The 24,328-nt window shown below is 42.4% G+C and carries 15 protein-coding genes; 6 read left to right on the forward strand and 9 right to left on the reverse strand.

The window, feature by feature from the left end:
* Nucleotides 1-220 precede the first annotated feature (220 nt).
* Nucleotides 221-1,702, reverse strand: coding sequence for a BCCT family transporter (locus tag QQK21_RS01875; RefSeq protein WP_284190511.1), 1,482 nt, complete (start codon nucleotides 1,700-1,702; stop codon nucleotides 221-223).
* Between the two features lie 354 nt (nucleotides 1,703-2,056).
* Between QQK21_RS01875 and QQK21_RS01880 the strand changes: the two genes are divergently transcribed.
* Nucleotides 2,057-4,381 (forward strand): phosphocholine-specific phospholipase C, encoded by a 2,325-nt coding sequence (locus QQK21_RS01880; protein ID WP_284190512.1) that lies wholly within the window; start codon nucleotides 2,057-2,059, stop codon nucleotides 4,379-4,381.
* A 156-nt stretch (nucleotides 4,382-4,537) separates the two neighbouring features.
* On the opposite strand, the gene QQK21_RS01885 is transcribed toward QQK21_RS01880, so the two are convergent.
* Complete coding sequence (locus tag QQK21_RS01885) at nucleotides 4,538-5,098, reverse strand: hypothetical protein (RefSeq protein ID WP_284190513.1); 561 nt, start codon at nucleotides 5,096-5,098, stop codon at nucleotides 4,538-4,540.
* A gap of 605 nt (nucleotides 5,099-5,703) precedes the next feature.
* Between QQK21_RS01885 and QQK21_RS01890 the strand changes: the two genes are divergently transcribed.
* Together QQK21_RS01890 and QQK21_RS01895 are read left to right on the forward strand one after the other, a co-directional pair.
* Nucleotides 5,704-6,993, forward strand: coding sequence for an NAD(P)/FAD-dependent oxidoreductase (locus QQK21_RS01890; protein ID WP_284190514.1), 1,290 nt, complete (start codon nucleotides 5,704-5,706; stop codon nucleotides 6,991-6,993).
* Nucleotides 6,994-7,246: 253 nt separating this feature from the next.
* Entirely contained in the window at nucleotides 7,247-7,906 is a 660-nt protein-coding gene (locus QQK21_RS01895) for a substrate-binding periplasmic protein (protein WP_284190515.1), read from the forward strand.
* Between the two features lie 177 nt (nucleotides 7,907-8,083).
* Here the strand turns inward: QQK21_RS01895 and QQK21_RS01900 are convergent, their stop codons facing one another.
* Entirely contained in the window at nucleotides 8,084-8,422 is a 339-nt protein-coding gene (locus tag QQK21_RS01900) for a HopJ type III effector protein (RefSeq protein WP_284190516.1), read from the reverse strand.
* 201 nt (nucleotides 8,423-8,623) lie between these two features.
* Nucleotides 8,624-9,733: an FAD-dependent monooxygenase gene (locus QQK21_RS01905; RefSeq protein ID WP_284190517.1), complete on the reverse strand. Its 1,110-nt coding sequence runs from the start codon at nucleotides 9,731-9,733 to the stop codon at nucleotides 8,624-8,626.
* A gap of 211 nt (nucleotides 9,734-9,944) precedes the next feature.
* Here QQK21_RS01905 and QQK21_RS01910 point away from each other — a divergent pair, with 211 nt between their 5' ends.
* Nucleotides 9,945-10,823 carry an N-acetylmuramoyl-L-alanine amidase gene (locus QQK21_RS01910; RefSeq protein WP_284190518.1) on the forward strand — a complete coding sequence of 293 codons (879 nt, stop codon included), beginning with the start codon at nucleotides 9,945-9,947 and terminating at the stop codon, nucleotides 10,821-10,823.
* A gap of 44 nt (nucleotides 10,824-10,867) precedes the next feature.
* Here QQK21_RS01910 and QQK21_RS01915 read toward each other — a convergent pair whose 3' ends face one another.
* From QQK21_RS01915 to QQK21_RS01935, 5 genes are all read right to left on the reverse strand, one after another.
* Nucleotides 10,868-13,222, reverse strand: a complete 2,355-nt coding sequence (locus tag QQK21_RS01915; RefSeq protein WP_284190519.1) for an ATP-binding protein — start codon at nucleotides 13,220-13,222, stop codon at nucleotides 10,868-10,870.
* 46 nt (nucleotides 13,223-13,268) lie between these two features.
* Complete coding sequence (locus QQK21_RS01920) at nucleotides 13,269-15,581, reverse strand: methyl-accepting chemotaxis protein (protein WP_284190520.1); 2,313 nt, start codon at nucleotides 15,579-15,581, stop codon at nucleotides 13,269-13,271.
* Between the two features lie 400 nt (nucleotides 15,582-15,981).
* The gene (locus QQK21_RS01925) at nucleotides 15,982-16,434 is read right to left on the reverse strand and encodes a tellurite resistance TerB family protein (RefSeq protein ID WP_284190521.1); all 453 of its coding nucleotides are present in this window, start codon (nucleotides 16,432-16,434) and stop codon (nucleotides 15,982-15,984) included.
* Nucleotides 16,435-16,476: 42 nt separating this feature from the next.
* Complete coding sequence (locus QQK21_RS01930) at nucleotides 16,477-18,420, reverse strand: alkaline phosphatase D family protein (RefSeq protein ID WP_284190522.1); 1,944 nt, start codon at nucleotides 18,418-18,420, stop codon at nucleotides 16,477-16,479.
* Complete coding sequence (locus QQK21_RS01935) at nucleotides 18,420-18,788, reverse strand: VC1380 family protein (RefSeq protein WP_284190523.1); 369 nt, start codon at nucleotides 18,786-18,788, stop codon at nucleotides 18,420-18,422. The genes QQK21_RS01930 and QQK21_RS01935 overlap by 1 nt, the downstream gene beginning before the upstream one ends.
* Before the next feature lie 129 nt (nucleotides 18,789-18,917).
* Here QQK21_RS01935 and QQK21_RS01940 point away from each other — a divergent pair, with 129 nt between their 5' ends.
* Together QQK21_RS01940 and hrpA are read left to right on the forward strand one after the other, a co-directional pair.
* Nucleotides 18,918-20,225 carry a MipA/OmpV family protein gene (locus tag QQK21_RS01940; RefSeq protein WP_431313094.1) on the forward strand — a complete coding sequence of 436 codons (1,308 nt, stop codon included), beginning with the start codon at nucleotides 18,918-18,920 and terminating at the stop codon, nucleotides 20,223-20,225.
* Nucleotides 20,226-20,348: 123 nt separating this feature from the next.
* Nucleotides 20,349-24,278 (forward strand): ATP-dependent RNA helicase HrpA, encoded by a 3,930-nt coding sequence (hrpA, locus tag QQK21_RS01945; RefSeq protein ID WP_284190524.1) that lies wholly within the window; start codon nucleotides 20,349-20,351, stop codon nucleotides 24,276-24,278.
* The last annotated feature ends 50 nt before the right edge of the window (nucleotides 24,279-24,328 follow it).

A 24,328-nucleotide genomic window follows, 5' to 3' on the forward strand; every position in this document is an offset into this window, starting at 1 on the left:
ACACTCCTGAAGTTGTTATAATTCAATGATTTGGAAGTGTTAATGCTCTTATTTGGCACGTTTTTTGTCAACGGACAGAATAATTATTTTTTGTGTTGATTTGAGCAAATATAAAATTAAATATGAATAACTCGCTATACGTTGTAAAATATTTTCCAATTCACTCTACCTAGAAATACCCTCTACATAATATCGGCTTAACTTTTTTTATTTGTCGGTTTTATTTATCTAACATATCTTTTAGCATAACGACAACTTGTAATATTATCACAAGAGTAAAGGGTATAGCTCCGGCAATAGCCACTTGCTTATTGAGATCTACATCATTGAAGTACAGCAGTGCAGTTGAAAGTAGTACTAGAATAACAGCCCATAATACCTTTGCTTTATTGCTAGTGGTGTTCGTTAACATTGCGCACACCAATAAAGCGGAGTCAGCACTGGTGATGATAAAAGTGACCAACAAGATAAGGGCTGTCATTGCGAACATTCTACTCATAGGTAATTGTTCAAAGAATACAAATAAACCTTGGGTATAGTTTTCGTTAACTGAAGCGACAATTTGTGTACTGAATATACTGTCGAGGCTTGCACCCCCAAAGGTGCTAAACCAAATAATAGAGGCGAGTGATGGCACAAGAACGACACACGCTAAAAACTGCCGAATTGTTCTGCCTTTACTGATTCTTGCGATAAAAGGCCCAACAAAAGGTGCCCAGGCAATCCACCAAACCAAATAAGTGACTGTCCAGCCAAGGCTCCAATCTCGAGATTGTGGCTCAATAAAAAACGACACTTTGGGAAGCAGTTCGATATAGCTAACTGATGAACTTACCATTCTAATTACGGTCTGTGTTGGATCGAGCAAAAGAAATACGGCTGTGACCATAGCCAGCATAGCTAATGTATTGAAAAGACTTAGCCACTTGATGCCTCTCTTTAAGCCAAGCAGAGAAGAGCCGGTAAATAGGAATGCAATCATTATGAGTAAACTGTAGCGAAAGGCGAAGGAATTAACCGGCTTTGATAACGTCTGCTCTAGGCCTGTTTGGATAAGAGCAATGGCATTGGCAAAGGTTCCAGCGACACCAAATATGATGGCTATTACCGCCATCCAGTCAAAGACAGAGTACAGGCTGCCTTTAGGCTGGGAAGTGAATGCCGCGGATATATGCAGGGTACGTTTTCGATTGTAGCTAAACCATGCAATGGCCAGAGCTGATATCGCGTATATTGCCCATGCATGCAGCCCCCAATGGAAGTAGGTTAAAGCTAATGCTGTGTCGACATCATCTCCCAAGTTTTGAGCGAATTTGGGTAAGTTAGAAGCATGAAAAGAAGGCTCTGCAATTCCCCAGAAAATAAGGCCTGAGCCCATGCCCGCTGTAAATAGCATGGCCAGCCAGCTTGATGTGCTGAATTCGGGAGTAGATGCTTCTCCCCCTAGGCGCTGTTTTCCAAGGGGGCTTAAACTAATACAAAGACTGAGGAGTACCATTGCGCTAGCGAACACGACTAGGCTGAGACCAAACTGTTCAATCGCGTATTGGGTCAAATGCGCAAGATAACGGATGCTCCACTGAGGAAAAACAATAAAAAAAAGCACAAGTACAGCGATCATCGCAAAACTTGAGGTTGTATTATCAAGGCTAAGGCCTTGTGTCAGCCGTGATTTAACGATTGATAAGCTATAAGAAACCAATTCTTCCCCCAAAAGTTAAATAAATCTTTGCCTCCAACATGAGCCTTGGCCCAAAAATGCCACCACGCTACATCAAGTCGGTGGTAAAAGTCTAATGTTTCATTCACTTACAACCAGCAGATGTGGTTACAAGAGCATTCATACCATTATGACATCTGAATGATGAGTGTGTTTTTTTGGGAGTAGGGATGTAAGTTAGCGGGTTTTTACCGAAACTTTGCATGAGTTGGGAAAGGTTAACTTTCTGTCAGTATCTGCACAGAAACAATACGTTAACTAATGTGTCATTTATTCATTCTAGAGTGATTTGCAGACATCAAACCCGCTTCTTTAAGGATTAAGTAAAGGCTAATTATGGTTAATTGTAATAGACGTTCATTTATCAAAAATACTGCAGCTATCGGAGTTGGTGCAGCGGCAGCTACTTCATCATCAGGCGTATTTGCGAGCATTGAAAAGGCGTTGTCCATTCCTGCAAATCGTAAGCATGGAACAATAAAGGATGTAGAGCATGTTGTTATTTTAATGCAGGAAAATCGCTCATTTGATCACTATTTTGGGACCATGCCAGGGGTGCGTGGTTTTGCCGATCGGTTTCCTTTGATTCAGTCCAATGGGGACTTTGTTTGGAATCAGCACAATGCGCATCCTGACAAAGACGAAACCTATAAAAAAACCTTGTTACCTTGGTATTTTAATACTGACAAAGACATGGGGTATGAATACTTTGCTGGAACACCTCACTATTACAATAACGCACAATATGCGTATAACCATGGAAAAATGAACCAATGGTTACCCCATAAAACGGATCGTTCCATGGGATATTTCACGGAAAATGAAGTCTCATTTCAGTTTGCGCTTGCCAATGCGTTTACACTTTGTGAGGCTTATTATTGCTCGACACAGACAGGTACCAACCCAAACAGAGTCATGCATTGGTCAGGTACTATCGATCCACACCAAAAAAAGCATGGCCCAGCCATTACAAATAGTCACGACAGTTGGGTAGACATAAAAGATGGATATGATTGGAAAACATATCCTGAAAGGTTAGAAAAAGCCGGAGTTTCTTGGAAAGTACTGCAAAATCGAAACAACAATTTTGGTGATAATCCACTAGTGGGTTTTAGCCGTTTTATTAAAGCAAACAACGAAAATCAAGACGATCCCATTTTCCAAAAAGGCATTGGTGAAGACTACGATAGAAACAAACGTTCAATCGATCTTTTCCAGGACCTATACAATGAAGGGCTACCTAAGGTAACTTGGATCATCACAGAACAAGAGTTTTCTGAGCATCCATCAGGCTCTACACCGACGAAAGGAGCTGCATACACCTCAGCAGTATTGGATATTCTAACCTCTGATCCCAAAGTGTGGGCTAAAACCGTCTTTATTATTAACTTTGATGAAAATGATGGCTTGTTTGATCATATGCCTCCACCGTCTGTACCGCATAAAACACCAAGTGGAATGGTTTATGGGAAGTCTAATGTAAGTACAAACAATGAATATTACTATGATGTTGATTATCGTAAGTTTGATAGTGGAATTTCTCTTGCTAAAGATGTAGCTGATTTTGTTAACAATGCCTCACATGGGCTGGGGCCTCGGGTACCTTGTTATGTGGTCTCTCCATGGAGTGTCGGAGGCAATATTAACTCACAGGTATTTGATCATACGTCCGTGTTGCAATTTTTGGAGAAAGTCACAGGTGTAGAAGAACCCAATATATCAGAGTGGCGAAGAAGTGTATGTGGTGATATGACAAGCTGTTTTGACTTTGCCCATCGACACAATAATTTTGACGAAGTTGGAAGCGTATCCTTTAAAGAGGCAGAAAAAAAATATCAGGCAGCTTTAGACGCGCAGAAAAAACATGCCGGTGAGTCAGGATACACAAACGATGGCAAACGGAAAAAACCTCAGATGAACCTCGTTGGTCTACCTATTGTTGAACAAGGTGGCTCGCGGCCATCATGCCAGTTGCCCTATGAGCCGAAAGTCGACATCAGTTTTCACAGCAGCACCGTTGAGCTGGAGTTTTACAATTTGGGGAAACAAGGTATTGTCTATCAAACCTACAACTATCTCGCCAAAAATGAGCCAGAACAAAATGATTTTCTAGCGCCCGAAGGCAGTCCCTATGACATGACAATGCCCCGTCAATATACAGTGGGTGGGAAAGACAGCAATTTGCTCGAGCAGACAGTGTCAGATAAGTGGAATATTGGGGAACATAAAGATTTCGACCTTATGACTTTTGGACCTAATGGTTTTATTCGTCGTGTTAAGGGAAATACTTTAGAGCACAAAGAGATGCCACATATCAGTATTGAGCACAAGAAAAATAGAGTGGGTCGCTCTGAGCCTCATCTATCGATCAAGATTGAAAATCGTTCCAAGCTAGCGCAAGAGATTACGATTGCTGATAATGTCTATGGCAAAAAGTCGCAGACCTTGACGATTAAATCAGGCAAAGTGGAGCATATCCGTTATAAAACCAAAAATCACAATTGGTATGATATTTTGATTACTTCTAGTACAAGTAGTGACTTTTCTCTTCAAGCTGCTGGTCGTATTGAAGTCAATCACAGTAAGAACTTCAAAGCATGTACGGACCCAGCGATGGGGAACTTTAGCCAAGAGCCAAAGCTGATAGATTTGCAAAATTGATGCATGACCAGTTCTGACGGTGATATGGTTGATTAACCGCTAGCTCTGCTAGTCTATAAGCCTGTGACCGTGTAATGACCACCATGATAATTACACGGTCCATGCTTTCAGGGTCGCATGGATACACCACCAGAACGTTTGCCTTTTACGATCAGACTAAAAGTTCTTGAATGCAGCAGCGAAATCCCGTCTTTCTCGGATTTCAACCTCATAGCCGACTTCTTTCCACGAAGGTAAGGTAGAAGATAGACTTTTAATTGTAGTCTTATAGTGACCAGTATCGTTATTTATCCATATTTTTCCTGACTCAATGAGCTTTCCAGTTCCAGCGGATATAACGCTGACTCCTCCTGCCGCTACAGAGTGCTTTAATTCAGGACTGATTATCGATAATCCTTTACGGTTTAAAACCCACTTAAATTCGTTGCCTGAGTTTATCATTTGATGAAATCCGTCAGAGCCCTGACCGAACGGTCCCTTTCCTTCTGAGTATTCTGACAACATTGACTTTAGATTTGACTCATTCACTTCACCGGAGAATGATGTGGGCATGTTATTGTCAAATTTGTTAGGTTTTAAATTTGGGAAAGAAGGCAGGTTTTCAGTCAATAGGTTGACTATTTTTTTTATTGAAAAGCCAAATTGGTGATCAGTAGGGCCTTGGTTTACCGCTGCAGTGGTAGAAGTAATATTTGAAGTTGTAACCGGACCAGTCATAAAAAACCTTTAGTAAGAATAACATTACGTAAGTCCAGATTATCTTCATTCTAGAACTGAATCACACGAGACTAATTCTGAAATTTTGTAAAAAAACATATAAAAATTCGATGGATTTGCAACAACAGTTCACTGTCATGTTCTTAGAGCGATATCAGAGATCGATAAACGGGGGATTTGAAGAAAATTGCAAAAATGGGAATGCAGAGCTTGCTAAAGCGAGCATGCAGCAACACTATCAGGCCAAATATTACCAAAGATGAAAATTCTCAGCTCGAATTCGTTTAAATTCGCGCTCTTATGACAATCTTTAGTTGCACGGCCTATCCTGCCCTATATAATGACTTCTATCATAAGGATGTTGATGAAAATCAAAAAAATGAGAGCAAGTCGAAGCTTGCCCATGTAATATTAAAATGTTGAAAGCCTCTCGGAGGCGAAACAGTGTTTGAATAACGTGGCTTACTTGATAAATAAAACCTCTACACGCCTTTATTGCCGTAAGACTCAATCTAATTAGAGCTGGCTGGTCGGAAATTATGCAAATTTTATCGAGGCGAATCATCGGCTCGACACCTATTTTATTTTTCTAGAGGATAGTTGCTGTGACTCGAATTATCGTAGTAGGCGGCGGTGCAGGTGGCTTAGAGCTTGTCACCAAACTGGGCCGTACATTAGGTCGTAAAGGGCGTGCGAAAGTCACGTTAGTGGATCGCAAAGCCAGTCACTTGTGGAAACCCTTGTTACATGAAGTGGCAACAGGTTCGCTCGATGAGGGCGTTGATGCACTAAGTTATCGCGCCCATGCTAAGAATCACCATTTCGACTTTCAAATGGGCAGTCTTAAAAACATAGATAGAACTCGCAAGGTTATAACGCTTGGTGAACTCAGAGATGAACACGATGAGTTGTTAATGCCAGGTCGTGAATTAGAATACGACATCCTTATTATGGCATTGGGCTCGACCTCTAATGACTTTAACACTCCAGGTGTGCGCGAGCATTGTATTTTTCTCGATAGTACAGATCAAGCTTCTAGGTTTCGAACCGAAATGAACAACGAGTTTTTGAAGCTGCATGCTAAACACGGTCACGGAACCGTTGATATTGCCATTGTTGGCGCAGGTGCAACAGGAGTTGAGTTATCGGCAGAACTTCATAATGCAGTTAAAGAGCTACGCACCTACGGCTTTGGTGATTTGGACTCTAGCAAGTTGAACGTCAATTTAATTGAAGCGGGTGAACGTATCTTGCCAGCGTTACCCACCAGAATTTCAACCGCAGCGCATCATGAGCTGACCAAACTTGGCGTGAATGTTCGCACTAAGACTATGGTGACAGAAGCTTGTTGTGATGGTCTTGTCACAAAAGATGGCGATAAAATTCCTGCACAAATTATGGTTTGGGCTGCAGGAATTAAAGCCCCAGATTTTGTCAAAAATATTGCGGGCCTAGAGAGCAATCGTATAAACCAACTGATTGTTAAAGAAACTTTGCAAACAACACTTGACGACGATATCTTTGTTATTGGCGACCTAGCGCATTGCGCGCAACCCGACGGTTCATTTGTTCCCCCTAGAGCTCAAGCTGCTCACCAGATGGCAAGTCGAGCATTTTCCAATATTGTCGCCAAGCTTAACGGCCGAGAACTCAAGCCATATGTGTATAAAGATAAAGGCTCTTTGGTGTCTTTGAGTAAGTTTTCCACCGTCGGGAGCCTAATGGGGAATTTGACCAAAGGCTCAATGATGATAGAAGGTCGAATCGCACGAGTGGTATACATTTCTCTCTATCGCTTGCATCAAATGGCCCTGCACGGCGTATTCAAAACGGCACTCATTATACTTATGGGCAGGATTAACAGAGTATTACGCCCAAATCTAAAGCTTCATTGATCTTAATAAGCCTGCGGACACTTAAATCTGCATCGCTTCAAGATACTACTAAATGGCAGCACCGTCTTCGGAATGCTGCCATTTACATTGAGAATATCCCGTCCCCTGAAGTATTTCATCATTATCGCGTAAAATGATGCATCAAATTTATTGCGAAAATGAAGCCAAGAACCACACTGTAATTACATAAGCAAATTGATGTTGGAGGCAAAATGAGAGCAGCACTCTCTGTGATCTTGATTTGTGGAATCGCGTGTGTTCGGTACTGAGTGCACAAGAGCAGGATGTGGTTAAAGTCGCAATTGGTGAAGGTTTCCGAGGTAAAGACAAAAAAACACGCTATGGCATGACGGCAGAAGAAGTGCTTAACGCTATTTATGCGGGAGCTGGGATCAAGGTTGAGCTCACTTATATGCCTGATGAACGAGCGATACAGTCTGTTTTGACAGGAGAATATGATGCACTGGATCTTAGAATTAATAAGTTTGAGAGTGACCATAGTGAACGACTTGTAAGAGTTAATGTGCCTCTAGCTGACTTTGACACATATCTGTTTTCAATAGAGAATAAGCGCTACTCAAGTTTGGCTGAGCTCCAAAATAAAAATGTGGTTTCGATGCATGGAACCCGCTATGTCAATGAGTTGAGTCACTATCAACGTCTAAAATTGGTCTATCGTGAGGAACAAGCTGCTTTGATGCTAGTGGCGGGGAGAGCCGATGTATGGCTAGCACCGATGCAAGCTTATATGGAGGTTAAAGAAAAATTCCCTACCATTAAACTAGTGAGCCCCCCAATGACCAAAGATCATTTATACCACTACCTACATATTTCAAAATCGTATTTGCGAGAGCCTCTAGAAGTTTCAGCTAAACGCTTAATGGAAAGTTTCACTAAAAAGCCGGATAATTAGGTTAAGATAATTCAATCAAAGTTTATCTATTAAATCTTTTTTCAATACGGGCAAGTGCTATCATACTTTCCTAGAGATGGATTAAGCAAAGCAGACCAAACTTTTGCGTTTCACCAGACAAGCGTTTATCCGCGAGTCTGATGATGCGGGTTTTATAGTTTGAGCAATCTCAAAATTTTACTTTGCGGTTAATGCGATACCGTCAAAGCGAATGCCTGCCCAGCCGTGTCGGATAAAATTGCGAATATTGGCGTGATCGTTACCATTTGGATTATTTAATACATCGTCACGATAGAACTGGCCAAAGCAAGCCAGTGTGGATGACTCATCCAAGCCTTGCAGCTGCGCGAAGGCAAAAATCTTACAAGAGCCATTGTTCTGCCCGGCTTGATTGTGAGTGTCTCCGTTTACAAAGCTGACTGGATGAAAGTCAAAATGCTTATCAATTATCTGCATTGATTGCTCAAACATGACGTCATTAGGGTTTGTAGCCAGTTGTTTTAGAAACTTATCCATTTATTGCTTTCCTCACAGTTGATTAGAGTCGCTACTATATCATTAGGTAAATAGAAAGTTAGGCCACAAGGGAAAAAAGTCCTTAGCGATGGTCAATACTGGCTATTTTAAAACCAAGTCAATAATGTTGTCAGTGATGAAGAAAACAAAGCACACCTAGATAGTTTGGCTAACATAGCCCCCTAGTGTGCTTTGATGTGTTTAAAACGGTGACTGACTGTTGACTTGGGTAAAGCGGCTGTATAGCTCGGCAACTTCTTCTGGATCAAATGCCTCTGTGTAGGTTAGTTCGCTGAGACGGTGAGTAATATTTTGCAAATCATGGGAGCGTTTTTGAGCCCTGTATTGGTAACGCTCGAATGCTTTGGGAACATCAAAGAAGTTTGAGGCTAAGCACTGGGCAAGGATAAACGCATTCTCGATACCAAGACTAAAACCAATACCCATTGTGGGTAGAACAGCGCAGCAAGCATCGCCAAGCAGTACAGCATTATCACGCGACCATTGCTCAAATGGAGCAATATCAACCAGAGGTGACGGGATAATCTGCTCATCAGGGGTCTGGGCGATCATGTCTAGTAAGTAAGGGGAGTAATGCGCAAATTGGTCCAATATCTTTTGCTTGTTTAATGTTTCACCAGGTTCTACTTTGCAAGCGGCGAACCAGTATTTGCCTTGGGTTTTACGATTATAGGTATAGGTGACAATTCTTGATTGCATGCCAGCAAACACGTAGCACTCTTCATCACTCAAAGAAGAACTGTGGTAATCAACCATACCTCGGCAGCAATACACATTAGGTTGGCGATGCGTGACATTGGGTGCGACAAACTTTCTAACTTGAGAAAATACGCCGTCGACACCAACAATAACGTCTGCAACCAGTGGTTTGCCGTTGACAAGGACAGTGTCGTTTTCAACACTGCAGTGCTGACCAGTCAATATATTGTCTGCGCCATAGGCATCGAGCAGTAGTTGATAGAGATCGCGGCGATGGAATAGGCCCACGTCTGCATTGACTTTGCCGTTGACTTGACGCATCGACAGTTGGTTCAACGTTTCGCCATTAAAGGTCGCGGTAGTGAGAATATCGACGGTATTACACAAAGTATTGATTTTGGAAGCATCGGTTAAAGCCGCGAGCACCTGCATACCTTCAGGCCACATAATGATGCCTGTACCGTCAATACGAGGTTTATCTGAACGTTCATAAACCGTTGCGTTAATGCCAAATATGCGTAGGGATAAAGCCAAGGCTAGACCATTGAGCCCCGCACCTACAATGGCGACATTGAGAGATTTCTTGTCCATTTGTGTTACCGAAGATGACTAATTTTGCTTTTACGGTAACAGGAAGGACGGGCAGCGGATAGTTAAAAGTGTATTTTTCTTATGATTCAATGCAAAATTAATCTTTTAGAGAATGTGTGTGGATTTGTTTAATGATATTTATACTTTTTAGAGAGTTTAATACGCTGATCCTTTATAAAAAGGGTCATCATTTGGTGAGTAACGAGAAATTATGACAACAAAAACAGTTCAAAAACTTAGCAGGTTAACTCAGCTAGTGGTACTAATGAGTCTCTCTGCTTGCTCGTCTTTTGTGAATATCGATACTCCAAATAAAAATGACAGAGTTCAATCGATCGTCATTCACTACACCCAAGAGAATACGGAGAATACACTCAAACTGTTTAACGATCCAGAATCCAATGTCAGCGCTCATTTTGTCGTTACTGAAGAGAAAATTTACCAACTCATCGATTTTAGCCAGCGCGCATGGCATGCGGGGAAAAGCGCTTGGCGAGGCAAAACAGGTCTCAATGATACGTCAATCGGTATTGAACTTGTGTATGAGGTAGAGTGCATTGACTCACTGACTGAAGATGACTCCGCGCAATCAGTGACGTGTCTGTATCCAGATTATCCACCTGCGTTGGTGGATAATCTGATTAAGGTATTTGATAGAATTTATCAAATTTATCCGAGTATTGAGCCGATAAATGTTGTGGCTCATCAGGATATTGCCCCGACGAGAAAAAATGACCCTGGTCCCAAGTTTCCATGGCAATATTTAAATGAGAAAGGTTATGGCGCTTGGTATAACAGTGACGATTATCTCAGCGAATACAGCAAACTTGCGACTCAAACGATAAATCGGGATACCTTCTTTAGAGCGATAGCGCTGTACGGATACCAGCAAGTGACTGACTCAAATCAGGACGAGTTAATCAAGGCATTTCAAACCCACTTTACGCCGTGGCTAATTAGTGGTGAGGTAAATCAAGATAGCATGGCAGCGATTCTAGCATTACTAAAGAAATATGAGCCAGACTACTACCTTGATATTACGTCAGAAATGGATGGCTTTATGTTGTTCGAGCCAAAGCAGCCTTATTGAATCCCCAACGCGAGGAAACTGAGTGTATTGAGTGATGTAGCAAATTATTTGAGTTGAGGAGGCACTGATGTACTCTCTTCACTCTCGTTGTGAGGTGATTTATCAACGTGCTCATTTATCGTTATAGTGATTTTTGTTCCTTTTCCTATTTCACTCTTAACATTTATATTGCCTGATAGCTTGCGGGTACAAATATTGTAAACCATATGCATACCAAGACCTGTACCACCGCGTGCTCTAAGAGTGGTGTAGAAAGGTTGGAATACCTTTTTAAGATTGTCTGGACTTATACCTACCCCATTGTCTTCAATGACGATCTCAACATGACTATTTACGGACTGGGCTGTAATGGTGATGGAATTGCTTTTCTCTTGATCTCTATTTTGAAAACCATGTAGGGCACAATTGTTAAGCAACTCTTCGATGACATATTGAAGAGACATCTTAGGCACGAACAACTCAAGCGTATCTTCACAATGAATCTCAACCGCAATATCCTGTTGTGCTAGGATATCTTTCAATAACATCACTGACTCTTCAAGCAGCATCCTGATATTAATATTTGCAGGCTGCTCTAAAGACATTTTTTTATCCACTTGCTTAAGCTTGTTGACCAAAGTGACAGAACGTTCAATATTGTCTGAAATCATTTTGATGCAGTCATTAGAAATGTTGAGAAAGTGGGTAAGATCTGTGGTTGTAATGGTTTGATCGGTAAATTTTTTCTCAAGCCCTAAGAATTGCTCACGCAGTAAAGAGAGGCTGGTGACTGAAATACCTAGGGGAGTATTAAGCTCGTGGGCAACACCAACAACCATACCTGTCAGTGCAGACATTTTCTCAGCTTCCATTAACTGGTCTTGAGTGTGTTTGAAGTTTTCAATCAGAGTTTTAATGGAGTTTTCGTTAGATTGAAGCTGCTCGTTTTGAGTGGTGATTTCATCTTCTACTTCAGCAAGTAACGACCGTAAGCTAACAAGCATAGACTGCAATGATCTTGCCAAAATGTCCTTATCGCTTCTTGGGAAAACAACAACCTCATCGAGGTTTCCTTTTGCTACATGGTGTAATGCCTCAATGTTTTTTTCCAAATCCCCCATTAAGTAATTAAATGCTATGGCAACATCGCCCGCTTCGGTACCACATTCGATCGGCGCCCTTTTGGTGTAGTCCCCACTATTACTTATATCTTCAATGGATTTCACCGTTTCAAGCCAGCTCATTTTGACGCCATGTTCTGCCACATTTAAGCCCATTTTTTCTTTGTCGAGTGACACTCTGTGCAAGTCTAAGGACTTTAGAAAAAGAAATAACACATAAGCATTTACGGCCACCCAAGCAACGATAACAATAATTCCTAATAACTGAACTCCTATATACATTGGCCAGCCACTGCTGTTGCTGTTCGCAGCATAGCCAGTAAATAGCACCCCTAATATACCGCAGAATAGGTGGACGGGAACGGCACCTACAGGATCGTCAATCTTAAGATAAATGAGTAACTTTTCGCCATAAAAAATGGTTAACGCAGCAATTGCTCCTAACACAACGACTTGGTAAGTATTGAGAACATCTGCTCCAGCAGTCACGATAACTAGGCCACCGAGGATACAGTTAAGTATCAGAAAAACCGGGATATGAGGTTTATGCTGAAGAAATAGTAGTGCAAAAAATCCAGAAGTCACTCCTCCCAGTAGAGTATTGAGTAACACTTTTGGGACATCGTTGTTGAATTCGTAAAAGCTTCCTCCATTAAATCCTAGCCAGCCAAACACCATCATAAAGACACCTATAGTGACAAGCGTATGATTATAGGATGGAATTTCCACAGCTTCATTTGTTTCCGAGAATCTGTCATACCGAGGGCCAATCAGTATGGTGCCAATTAGTCCAAAGAGCCCTCCTACGATATGTACGGTAGCCCCACCAGCAAAATCGTGGAAATTGAGCGAAGCAAGCCAAGAGTTAGGGTTCCATGTCCAATAACTTACCACAGGGTATGTAAGAATACCGATGAATGCCGAAGCATATAGATATCCACGAAAACTCATTCTTTCAGCAACACAACCAGACACAATGGTCGCAGCGGTAGTGACGAACATAATACTAAACATCGCCATACCATAGTATTCGACTGTTAACGGAAAGGTTTCAAGCGAAAAAAACGAGCTGCCGTTGGCAAGATGGAACCCCAAAAATAGATACACAAAAGATACAACAACAAAGTCAGCCAAGTTTTTCATGGCGACATTAACGGAATTTTTTGCTCGGACGCTGCCGGTTTCAACCAGTGTGAATCCCACCTGCATAAAAAAAGCCACGCAGGTGCAGACAATTAACCAGATGAGAGAAGGCTCATCGCCATTCATAGCAAGGATTGCCCCTATTTTGCTGTCCATAAAACGTCACCGCGAGAGCTAGTTTTACTAGTTGTATAACTTCAGACTAGTAGTTAAATTTTGAAATTTCGACATTTAGTTGCTCTGACTGAGAGGACAAATTCTTAAGCACGTTGTCCACATCGATCACTTGTTGAGAGACTTCAGACGATGAGTCCGCAATAGAAGTAATACTGCTACTTATATCATTGGTTACTGCTTGCTGTTCTTCTGTTGCCGCTGCTATCTGGATATTCATTTCATTTAAATCATTTAGCATATCAACGATTTGCTCAAGCATTTTGGCATTGGTATCACATGTTTCAACACCTGCTGAGACGGATTTATCGGCTGATCCTATGCATGATGAAACGCTGTCGGTTTCTCTTTGTAGCGACTCGATTTTCTCTCTAATTTCTTCTGTGGATGTTTGTGTTCTTCCTGCTAACGAGCGTACTTCATCTGCAACGACAGCAAACCCTCGGCCTTGCTCACCAGCTCGGGCCGCTTCGATGGCAGCGTTGAGTGCAAGTAGGTTGGTTTGCTCTGCTATTCCTTGAATAACATCCAGCACTTCGGCAATCGATTGGCTTTCAGTGTGGAGTCGTCCGATTGCTTCAACGGCTGTTTGCATTTCCGTATTTAGGCGTGCAATCTCTGCTCCCAAATTTCTTCCGACATTTGAGGCTTTGTTACCTGTTTCATTACCGTCTTTGACAAATTCAGCGGCTCTTGCTGCAAAACTCGCTACCTCGCTAATCGAGGCACTCATTTGATTGACGGCAGTGGCTACAGATTCAGCTCTTTGACTTTGCTCCTCAACCGATACCCTTGTCGTATTCATACTATCCGACATGTTTTTTGTATTCACATTGAGGCTATCTGCGGTTTCAGCAAACGTAACAATAATGCTTTGTAGTTGTGAAAACAGCTCGTTTAGGGCCTTCGCAAGATCGCTCATTTCATCTTTGCCTTCATCGTTTAGTCTTGCGGTTAGATCATTGTTTTTACTAATCTGTTGTATTTTCTCACTTGCGGCTTTAATGGGTTTTGCAATACCGTTGCCGACAAAAAAGGAAATGATAATTGCACATATCGCACCGATGGCGATTATAATTGTGACCGTTATGACATTAGATTGCATCAGCGTAGTTAAATCCGCTAACGCTTCACTCTTATCGATTTCTGTTACGATTGCCCACTTTAATCCTGCGGCATCAATGGGTGAATAGGTCGATAACACTTCAACCCCACGATAGTCTTCGATAAGAGCTGAACCATTGTCCCCTTTCAAGGCCGCTTTGACACTGTCTGTGGCCACAGCTTGCTGGCCGATAGCGGATGATTTGCCTTTTATTTGTTCGATAGTTTCGGTTGAAATATTTACATTTTTCAGGGTCTCAAAGTACTCCTTGGGAGATTCCAGCAAAAATCTAGACTCGCTTCGTAGTAGCATGTCAGGTCCAGCAAGATAACTCTCCCCAGAGGCTCCGAGTCCCGCGTTGCTCCAATTTCCGTCAAAAGTCATGATGCCATTTATCTTATCGATGGGCATTTGGAATATAATCACACCTTCATTTTTTCCATCGATAACAATAGGACTTGCCATGAATGAAGCTGGTGCTTCATAGGAAGGGAAATAAGGGGCAAAATCTTCAAGATAATATTGGGACTCACTTTGATTTTTAGCTTGTTTAAACGCCTTTGCTAATCCAGTATCTGAATAAGGGCCAGATACTAAGTTAGTTGCGTAATCGAGTTCTTTGAATACGGAGTAAACCACGTTACCATCTACATCAACCAAGAAAATATCGTAATAACCAAATTCTTGTAAAAAGCTTCTGAGGCTAGGGTGGTGTATCTTATGTACTCGGTCGTATTCGGTGTCTAGTGAGTCTGCGTCTAATAAGTGTTTTTCTCCGAGAGGGTTTTGGTTAGCACCTATATATCTTGCTTGTAGCGCGGTTGCTTTTGGAGAAAGTGCTTTAAGCTTCCCTAACTCGTTTGCTGAGTTTCCACCATTTGATGACTTGTAGGTGGGTGCAAAACTGGATGTGTAATACCGTTTTAACTTCTCTATGTCTTGAGTGTGTACTTGCTCTGTAGGGTATTGCGAAAAGGCTGAAGAAAACTCAAGCATGGCCTGTTGTGTACCATATGAACTGGCCATTGAAGTTAACTGACCTTTTATGGTCATAAAGTAGTTTTCTATTTCATTTTTTTTAATTTCTCTTACGGAGGTAAGCTGGTTTAAGGAACGTTTATATAATGCTTCCTCTGCCAGTAATGCTGACTCCCAACCAGTAAATACTCCAGCTGAGGTGATGGCTAAACTACACATTAGTGCAGAAGCTATGACTATTTTTGTGGCAATTTTCATTTTGGTCGATCCTTGCTCCGCTATTTTCCTTTTGCCGAGTGCACAGAGACTGCATCGGATTGCATTAATAACAATAGTGTCATTAGTGGTGTTTTTGCAAATACAATTACGATATCAACGCTAATAACGATTAGAGTTTATCCTGTGTTTCTGTCAAAAGTGGGGATTGGGGGAGGATTATAAGCAGTGCTTATCTCGGGTATGTTATTGGCAAAATGAGTATTTGTTGGGCCAAAGTATGGACTGGATAACAAAGCCTAGACAGAGAAGACGGTTGGGGAATAATTTTTTTGGAGCAAGTTTTTCATTAGGCATTACCCACATATCTATGCTTAGCAAGCAAAGCCTTTGATGAAAAGAAGAGGTAGCGAATAAAGCTTTGCTCTGGCAGAGCTAGATACTATTCGTTGCTTTTTAAAACTTGAAGTTTGGCGCGAATAAACTCACTATGATCAACATAAATCAGTTCGGCGGTTTTGCGGATAACGGCATCTTCTAGCGGGTCAATGACTCCATCAGCGTTGGCTACTTCCCACATAGATTTGATCAAATCAAAACGCGCCACTTGACTTAATTCTCTCAGTTGGGAAGTAAACTCATAAAGAGAGGTCGACTGACTGCTAATCATTCGTGCGCGAGCAAGAAGCTCAGCTGCTTGTGCGCCGTCTATGTCCAATAGGCGAGCGAGGAGTGAATTTTGGGCCTGAGTTTCGGTATCACTGATGTTATGGTCAGCGCTGGCAACCTCGCACAGCAAACATGCCATTGCCAGATTTGGATCTGTGTTGTCACGTTTACTGAGGTCGTGTCCTTCGACTAACTGCTTAAAAAGCGTCGAGATAGAATTCAACATGTCATGGACCTCAAAGTATTCTGTTGTTTTTATAAATAGTGACTATTCTCGTCGAACACAAGTGTTTTGACAAAAAGATGACTTTTCTTCGAGTGGAGGAAAGTCGATTTCTTCACCTTCTCCTGTCAATATCGAGACACGCTTAGGTTTACCCTGCTGGTCCAGCTTCAATTCGCCAACGGCACTTGCATTCACCAAATATCGAGATCCTTGTATATTCGGTTGGCGTTTTTTGACTTTGAGACGCTTTCGTTTAGTGAAAAAATTGAGCAGTGAACTAGGAGAGTAGAATACTCTGTCTAAGTGATCGCAACATCCAAGTAAGGGCTCTGGAAATTGGTTTTTAAAGCCACTTGATGTGATTTGATAAATATTTGGACTAGAGCGGCGAAAACGAAGTTTTACATCATAGGCAAACGAATAGTGTACATCGCCAGACAAGATGACAAAATTACTTGGTGTTTTTGTGTGGGTAAAAATACTCAGTAGGGTATTGGCACTGCCACGATGCGCCATCCAGTTTTCCGCATCAATGACCAAAGGTTGGCCGATCACCGTCATTCCTTTTTGTAACGCTTCAATAAACTTCACGCCAAAAATAGGGGCAGCCGATACGACGATCACTTTATCTTGAAACATTAACTCTTGCTGAAATTCAATAAGAGCTTCCCAATCCATCAAACCAGAAGGCTTGTTCATACGAGACTCAGAGCGCCAGCGTCGAGTTCGTGTGTCGAGAACAACCACTTTCGGTGACGTTTCGATAGTATAATGCCAGCGTTCGAAACTGTATAAATAGCGGATAAAATCGTGATGATGTTGTGCACTCGGCTGTTTGAAGTAGCCCAAACCAAGAGATAAAAACTCTTGATTGAAGTTGTCAGGCTGATTTCCCCACCCTTGACAAAGCCAGTATGCCATTAAAGCATTACCGATAATTTGATAAGAAAATGGATTGGTATAGGCCGCTTTCTCCCAACCTATGGTTAAGTTCCAATCATCGGTGACATCGTGATCGTCGAAAATCATATAGGTAGGCAGGTGAGCAAACAGCCGTTGGACTTGTGGCAGTCCGTCGACAAATTCTGTTAGGCGATCGTATTCGCCCTGCCACTTTTGTTGGTAGTATTCACTGATGGCCTTGCCGTTGGGAGTATACGCTACCTCACGCAAGCGGTCTCGATTGATGCATGGCCAGAGAGTCGGTGACCAGACCAGCAAGTACATCACAAAGTATTCGGCGAATGTTATTAGATGATTGACGCTTTCGCGCGCGCTGAATATAGGAATATGTCGTTTAGGTAAAAACCGTCTAATCCAAGTTTCTTCACCAAAGTGATGAGGGAGGATGTTGTCACGGCCGTAAAAGCAATCGGGATGTTGGTACAGCTGTTTTGCAGACGCCAGTGGAGCGTCGGTAAAGGTTTCGTCAGGTAATCCTAGTAATTCGATAGTTTGCACTATCGCATCAAGCATAGGGCCCGATACATGATCAGCATATATTTGATCGCCACTCATCAATAACATATCCGGCCTGTCACTCAACGGCTGCGATGCGAGCTTATTGTCCATCGCAACTAAGGCATCTTTGCTAGGATGATCAGGATTGCGGCAAGAACCATGCAAGACGTAATCGGCTTGAGTGGAGATTTTGAAGGTCAATGCCGATTCGTCACCGTGGAGTAAATGTGGGTATAGCTGGCTAAGAGGTCCATCTTGGGTGTGAAATTCATAGCTAAGGGCAACATTGGTTGGGAAAGGGTGCTTAAAGTGCGCTAACGTAACATAGCAATGTTGTCCAATTTTTACTTGATGGCATGCTTCAAGAGATTGCTCGAAAATAACGCCACGATCAGGTTCATGGTTGAGAGAAAACTGTCCTTCAAGTGGGCGACTAGTGACTAACCAGAACACCAATTCATTGGCAGAGGACTTTCTTAGCAGAGGACCAGCGATTAGAAACGGAAGTTGAGGTACTATCTTCATTAAAACTCTGTTGGATCCTTGGGTACATCGGGGTCTTCTAAGATCTCTATAATTTCTGAGCTCGACATCTCATGCCCCATGAGAAATAACGCCAGCATAGCATCTGCTTTGCTTTTTGTATCGGAACTTTCATCGAGAATGTGTTCAAATCTTTTTCGAATCATATCAATTTCATGCTCAACAAAGCCACGACCTTCTTCATCGCCTTGTGTGTCTTCCGGTGCATTGTCAAATTCAAGAAACAGCATGTCTTGATCAAGTTGCGTGTTGACCAAGCGTTCAGGCAGCCAAATATCTCCTGTCACAATCTCGGGATCTTGAGTTTCATCGAGTGCATCGATTATTTTTTTTAAGTCTGAGGCTTTCACGATTTTTTCAAATTAAGTCAGCATATACTCTTATATTAACGGTGAATTGCCCTTAGCGATAAGTAAAAACGTATTTAGTTTTATCCGCTAGGTGCAATTTTGTGTGTCTTGCTAGTTTTAGGCTTAAAAATGAACAGCATACTGTCATATTCGTCGCTGATGGTTTTAATGACAACTCCAACCAGCGTTTCTTTTGCAAACGAGCAAGATCAATGGGGTATCGCCGCAGTATATCGAACCGCGTCAATTCCTTTTGAGACCGCTAACAATGACCAAGCTGTCGGAACTTTTGTTCCCATGATGTACTTTGAAAATGAGCATGTCTTCATCGACGGACTTCAAGGTGGGCTGCATCTCTGGCAATCGGAGGATGAAAAGATTCAGTTCAATGCCTTGATGCGAATGAGGTTTGTTGATATCCCTGCTTCTGAGCAGAATGCTAATGGGGGAGATACGGTCGATTTTGGTGGTCAACTGAGCTATTCAATCACAGAGAGGTGGCGAATGAATACGGAGCTTATGACAGATGATGAGTTTCGATTTCACGCTAACTTGGGTCTCAAAGGGCATTACGAGTATCAAGATTGGGAACTGAATCCGTTTGCTGAGATAAGGTACAAGGACGCAGATTTTAACACCCATTATTATACGTTTTCTGATGTAACGGATGAAAGACTTGGGGCAGGAGTAGATCTCAGAGTGGGGTTGGACGCTCGTTATCATGTCTATTCCAACCTCTATTTACTCGGAGCAGCGAGCGTACGTCGTTTGGATAGCAATGCTTATCGCTCGTCGACCGTTGAAGACAGATATCAAGGTGAGGTTTTTGTTGGTTTTGGTATTTTTAATGATAAATCTTCACCGCCAGATACAAAACTCAGCCACTCTAGATATGTCAGGGTAGCGCATGGCTGGGCCACGCCTTCGAATATTGGAGAGATACTTGCTCTGGAGACAGAATCAGACCAATACAACAATCAAATGAGCTCTTTTTTCTATGGCCATCCGTTAACCGATCAATTATTTGGTGTTCCTATGGAACTCTATTTTACACCGGGAATTGCTCATCACTGGTCTTCGGACGTCCAATCAGCCAGTACAGAATACATTGCTGCGATTAAGGTGTATTACACAATCGACTGGCCATTTACATGGAGGCTTGGATTTGCTGAGGGTATGTCTTTTATCGATAGTATTACCTACATAGAGCAAACAGAAATGGATGAAAAAGGCTACAAAGCCAGTAATCTTCTCAATTACTTGGATTTATCACTTGATGTGAATCTAGGAGAACTGGTCGGTTATTCTGAGCTCAACAAAGTGTGGTTTGGGTATTCACTTCATCACAGAAGCGCAATATTTGAGCAAGCTTCTCAGTATGGGCGCATTAAAGGAGGCAGCAATTACAATACCATTTATTTACAGTTCGATTTTTAGGCAGTGACATAATGATGTTTACTCGCCTTTCTCGTACTTTAATCAGGCAGGTTTGAGATATTTTTATTCTTGGCTGTGATACAATGCGAGCAGTTTTATGGAGTAAAAAGAATAGGTAATGCTTTGACATCGTCACAGCCCAAAACAGAATCTGCCACAGAGCATAAAGTCCAAGCCAATACGGCATCATCTTTACGCAGCGCTCTGAATCATTGTATGTTAAAAGACCGGTTTCGACTGAGTAAGCGTATCTCTGGTGCGAACAAGATAAAAAAAGACCAATCACGTCATGCCGTCTTCGATGAAATTGCTTTGGATATCGCCAAGTCCATGATGGAAGTGGAGCAAAGAAAGAACGCCAAACCCACGATTGATTATCCTGATCTCTTGCCAGTGAGCCAAAAACGGGACGATATTGCACAAGCGATACAAGAGAATCAGGTGGTGATTATTGCAGGTGAAACCGGCTCAGGAAAAACGACCCAGTTACCCAAAATATGTGCAGAGCTTGGTCGAGGACAGTTTGGCTTGATTGGTCATACTCAGCCAAGACGTCTTGCGGCTCGTTCGGTTGCTAGCCGTATTGCCGAAGAAATGGGCACCAAGTTGGGTGATTTTGTTGGTTATAAAGTTCGATTTAACGACCAAATCTCAGACCAAACTCAGATCAAACTGATGACAGATGGTATTTTGCTGGCCGAAATTCAACACGATCGGTTCTTAAATCAATACGACACCATTATTATCGATGAAGCTCACGAGCGAAGCCTCAATATTGATTTTATCTTAGGCTACCTAAAAGAGCTTCTGCCTCGTCGTCCAGATCTAAAAGTTATCATCACGTCGGCAACCATAGATCCGCAGCGTTTCTCAAAGCATTTCAATGATGCACCAATTATTGAAGTGTCGGGTAGAACGTACCCTGTTGAAACTCGATACCGTCCGTTGAGTGGAGACGAAGATGTTGATCGAGACCAGTTAGAAGGCATCTTTGAGGCGGTAGATGAGTTATGCGATGAAGGGCTAGGCGATATTCTTATCTTTATGAACGGTGAGCGTGAGATTCGTGATACCGCTGAAGCGCTGAGTAAAAGAAATTTAAAAAGTACCGAAATTGTGCCCCTCTACGCTCGCCTTTCTGCGGGAGAGCAGAATAAGATTTTTCAACCTCACGCAGGGCGCCGAATTGTATTAGCCACCAACGTGGCCGAAACTTCCTTAACGGTTCCGGGTATTAAGTATGTTATTGATCCGGGAACGGCTCGCATTAGTCGTTATAGCTATCGAACTAAGGTGCAGCGGCTACCGATTGAGCCTATCTCTCAGGCGAGTGCCAATCAGCGTAAAGGTCGGTGTGGTCGTGTTGAGGAAGGCATCTGTATTCGCTTGTATTCAGAGCAAGATTTTGAGTTACGTCCTGAATTCACAGATCCTGAAATTCTACGCACTAACCTAGCGTCGGTTATCTTGCAGATGACCGCTCTTGGTCTGGGTGATATCCAAGCATTTCCATTTGTCGAAGCGCCGGATAAACGCAATATTCAAGACGGTGTGCGCCTTTTGGAAGAGTTGGGTGCAATTGACGATAAAGCCAAAGATGCGAAAAAACGTCTTACACCAATAGGTAGGCAACTTGCGCGCATCCCGATTGATCCTCGCTTGGCTCGTATGGTACTTGAAGCCCCAAAATACGGTGCATTAAAAGAGTTGATGATTATTGCATCGGCTTTATCCATTCAGGACCCAAGAGAAAGACCAAGCGATAAACAGCAGTCTTCTGACGATAAGCACAAACGCTTTTTCCACGAAGATTCTGATTTTCTGACCTTTGTCAATCTTTGGGACTATATTCAAAAGCAGCAAAAGTTGTTGTCGGGAAATCAATTTCGCAAGCAGTGTAAGCAAGATTACCTCAATTACCTCAGAGTAAGAGAGTGGCAGGATGTGTATTTTCAGATCCATCAATCGATGCGTGAGATGGAATATAAGCTGAATGAGGAACCGAGTAGTTACGACAAGGTTCACAGTGCGATTCTGGTAGGTCTCCTATCTCATATAGGTGTGAAGGATCAAGAAAAGAATGAATATCAAGGTGCACGCAATGCACGTTTTCATATTTTCCCTGCTTCGGGTTTATTTAAAAAGCAGCCTAAATGGATAGTGTCGGCGGAATTGGTGGAAACGTCTAAATTGTGGGGACGCATCATTGCGAAGGTGCAGCCAGAGTGGATCGAACCACTGGCAAAACACTTAATTAAAAGAAGTTACAGCGAGCCCCATTGGTCGAAGAAACGAGCAGCAGTAATGGCACATGAGAAAGTGATGCTATATGGCGTACCAATTGTGCCTAAACGTTTGGTTAACTATGGGAATATTGATCCTACGGTCAGTCGAGAGCTGTTTATTCGCAGTGCATTGGTTGAAGGTGAGTGGGAAACCAGACATGCGTTTTTTAAAAACAATCGCAAACTGCTGCAAGAAGTGGAGCAATTAGAACATAAATCTCGACGCCGAGATATTTTGGTCGATGATGATGAGTTATTTGATTTCTATGATCAGCGTGTCGGAACAGAGGTTGTGTCTGGTAAGCACTTTGATTCATGGTGGAAGAAAGCATCGCAAACCAATAGTGAATTGCTGAACTTTGAAAAAGAGATGCTGCTTAAGGGAGATGCTAGTCATGTAACCGATTTGGATTATCCAAATTTCTGGCATCAAAATGGTCTAAAGCTGAAGCTGAGTTATCAGTTTGAGCCTGGCGAGGATAGTGATGGTGTCACCGTGCATATTCCTTTGCCCATTCTTAACCAAGTAGACCAATTCGGTTTTGACTGGCAAATACCGGGACTCAGGCACGAATTGGTGGTAAGCCTTATCAAATCTTTGCCAAAAACCTTACGTAAGAATTTTGTACCTGCCCCCAATTATGCAGACGCATTTCTTGCTCGGGTTGCGCCCGCTGAAAGCCCACTTCTAGACGCGCTAGAGAAAGAGTTGCGTCGCATGACAGGGGTTGAAGTGCTACGTGAAAACTGGAATCTTGAGCAGGTCCCCGATCATCTGAAAGTGACATTCCGAGCGGTTGACCATAGAAACCGCAAGCTCAAAGAAAATCGTGATCTACATCTTTTGAAAGAGAGCCTGAAAGACAAGGTCCAAGAGACCCTGTCCAAAGTGGCGGATGATGATATTGAGCAAAGAGATCTCAAGAGCTGGAGCTTTGGAGAACTGCCTAAAGTTTACCAACAAAAACGTGGCGGCTATGAGGTTAAGGCTTATCCGGCCATTGTGGACGCAAAAGACAGTGTTGAAATTAAGCTGTTTGAAACGGCAGATGAACAGTCTTTGGCAATGCAATCAGGTCAGCGTCGTCTGATTTTGCTCAATGTGCCATCGCCAATAAAATATTTGCACAGCCATTTACCAAACAAGTCTAAGCTTGGTCTTTATTTCAATCCATACGGGAAAGTACTGGATCTTATCGATGACTGTATCGCTTGTGGCGTGGATAAGTTGATGGAAGAGCAAGGTGGGTTAGTTTGGCAGCCAGAAGAGTTTGAACAGCTCAAAGAGCATGTGCGATCTGAGTTGGGCGACACAGTTGTTGAGATTGCTAAAAAAGTTGAGGTAATTTTGACGACAGCCTTCAATATTAACAAAAAATTGAAAGGGAAAATTGATTTCTCAATGGCATTCGCCTTATCTGATATAAAAGCACAAATTGAAGGACTTATATTTAAGGGTTTTGCGACAGAATGTGGCTGGAAACGTTTGCCGGACATACTTCGCTATATGCAGGCGATTGAGAAGCGCATGGAAAAGCTGCCGATCGATCCGAATAAAGACCGCCTGCACATGCTCAAGATTGAGTCTGTTGCTGAGGATTATCAAGAACTATTAAATAAAATCCCCCAAGGGTTGACGGTTCCGGAAAAAGTGAAGCAAATTCGGTGGATGATTGAGGAACTGCGTGTGAGCTATTTTGCTCAGCAGTTAGGTACACCCTATCCAGTGTCGGATAAAAGAATTAAGAATGCAATTGATGATTGTTAACAGGTGTATCGGCCACGTGTCGCTTTAGGTACGTAAATTGCTTTATTGGA

The organism is Vibrio zhanjiangensis (genome assembly GCF_030161235.1).
GTDB lineage: Bacteria > Pseudomonadota > Gammaproteobacteria > Enterobacterales > Vibrionaceae > Vibrio > Vibrio zhanjiangensis.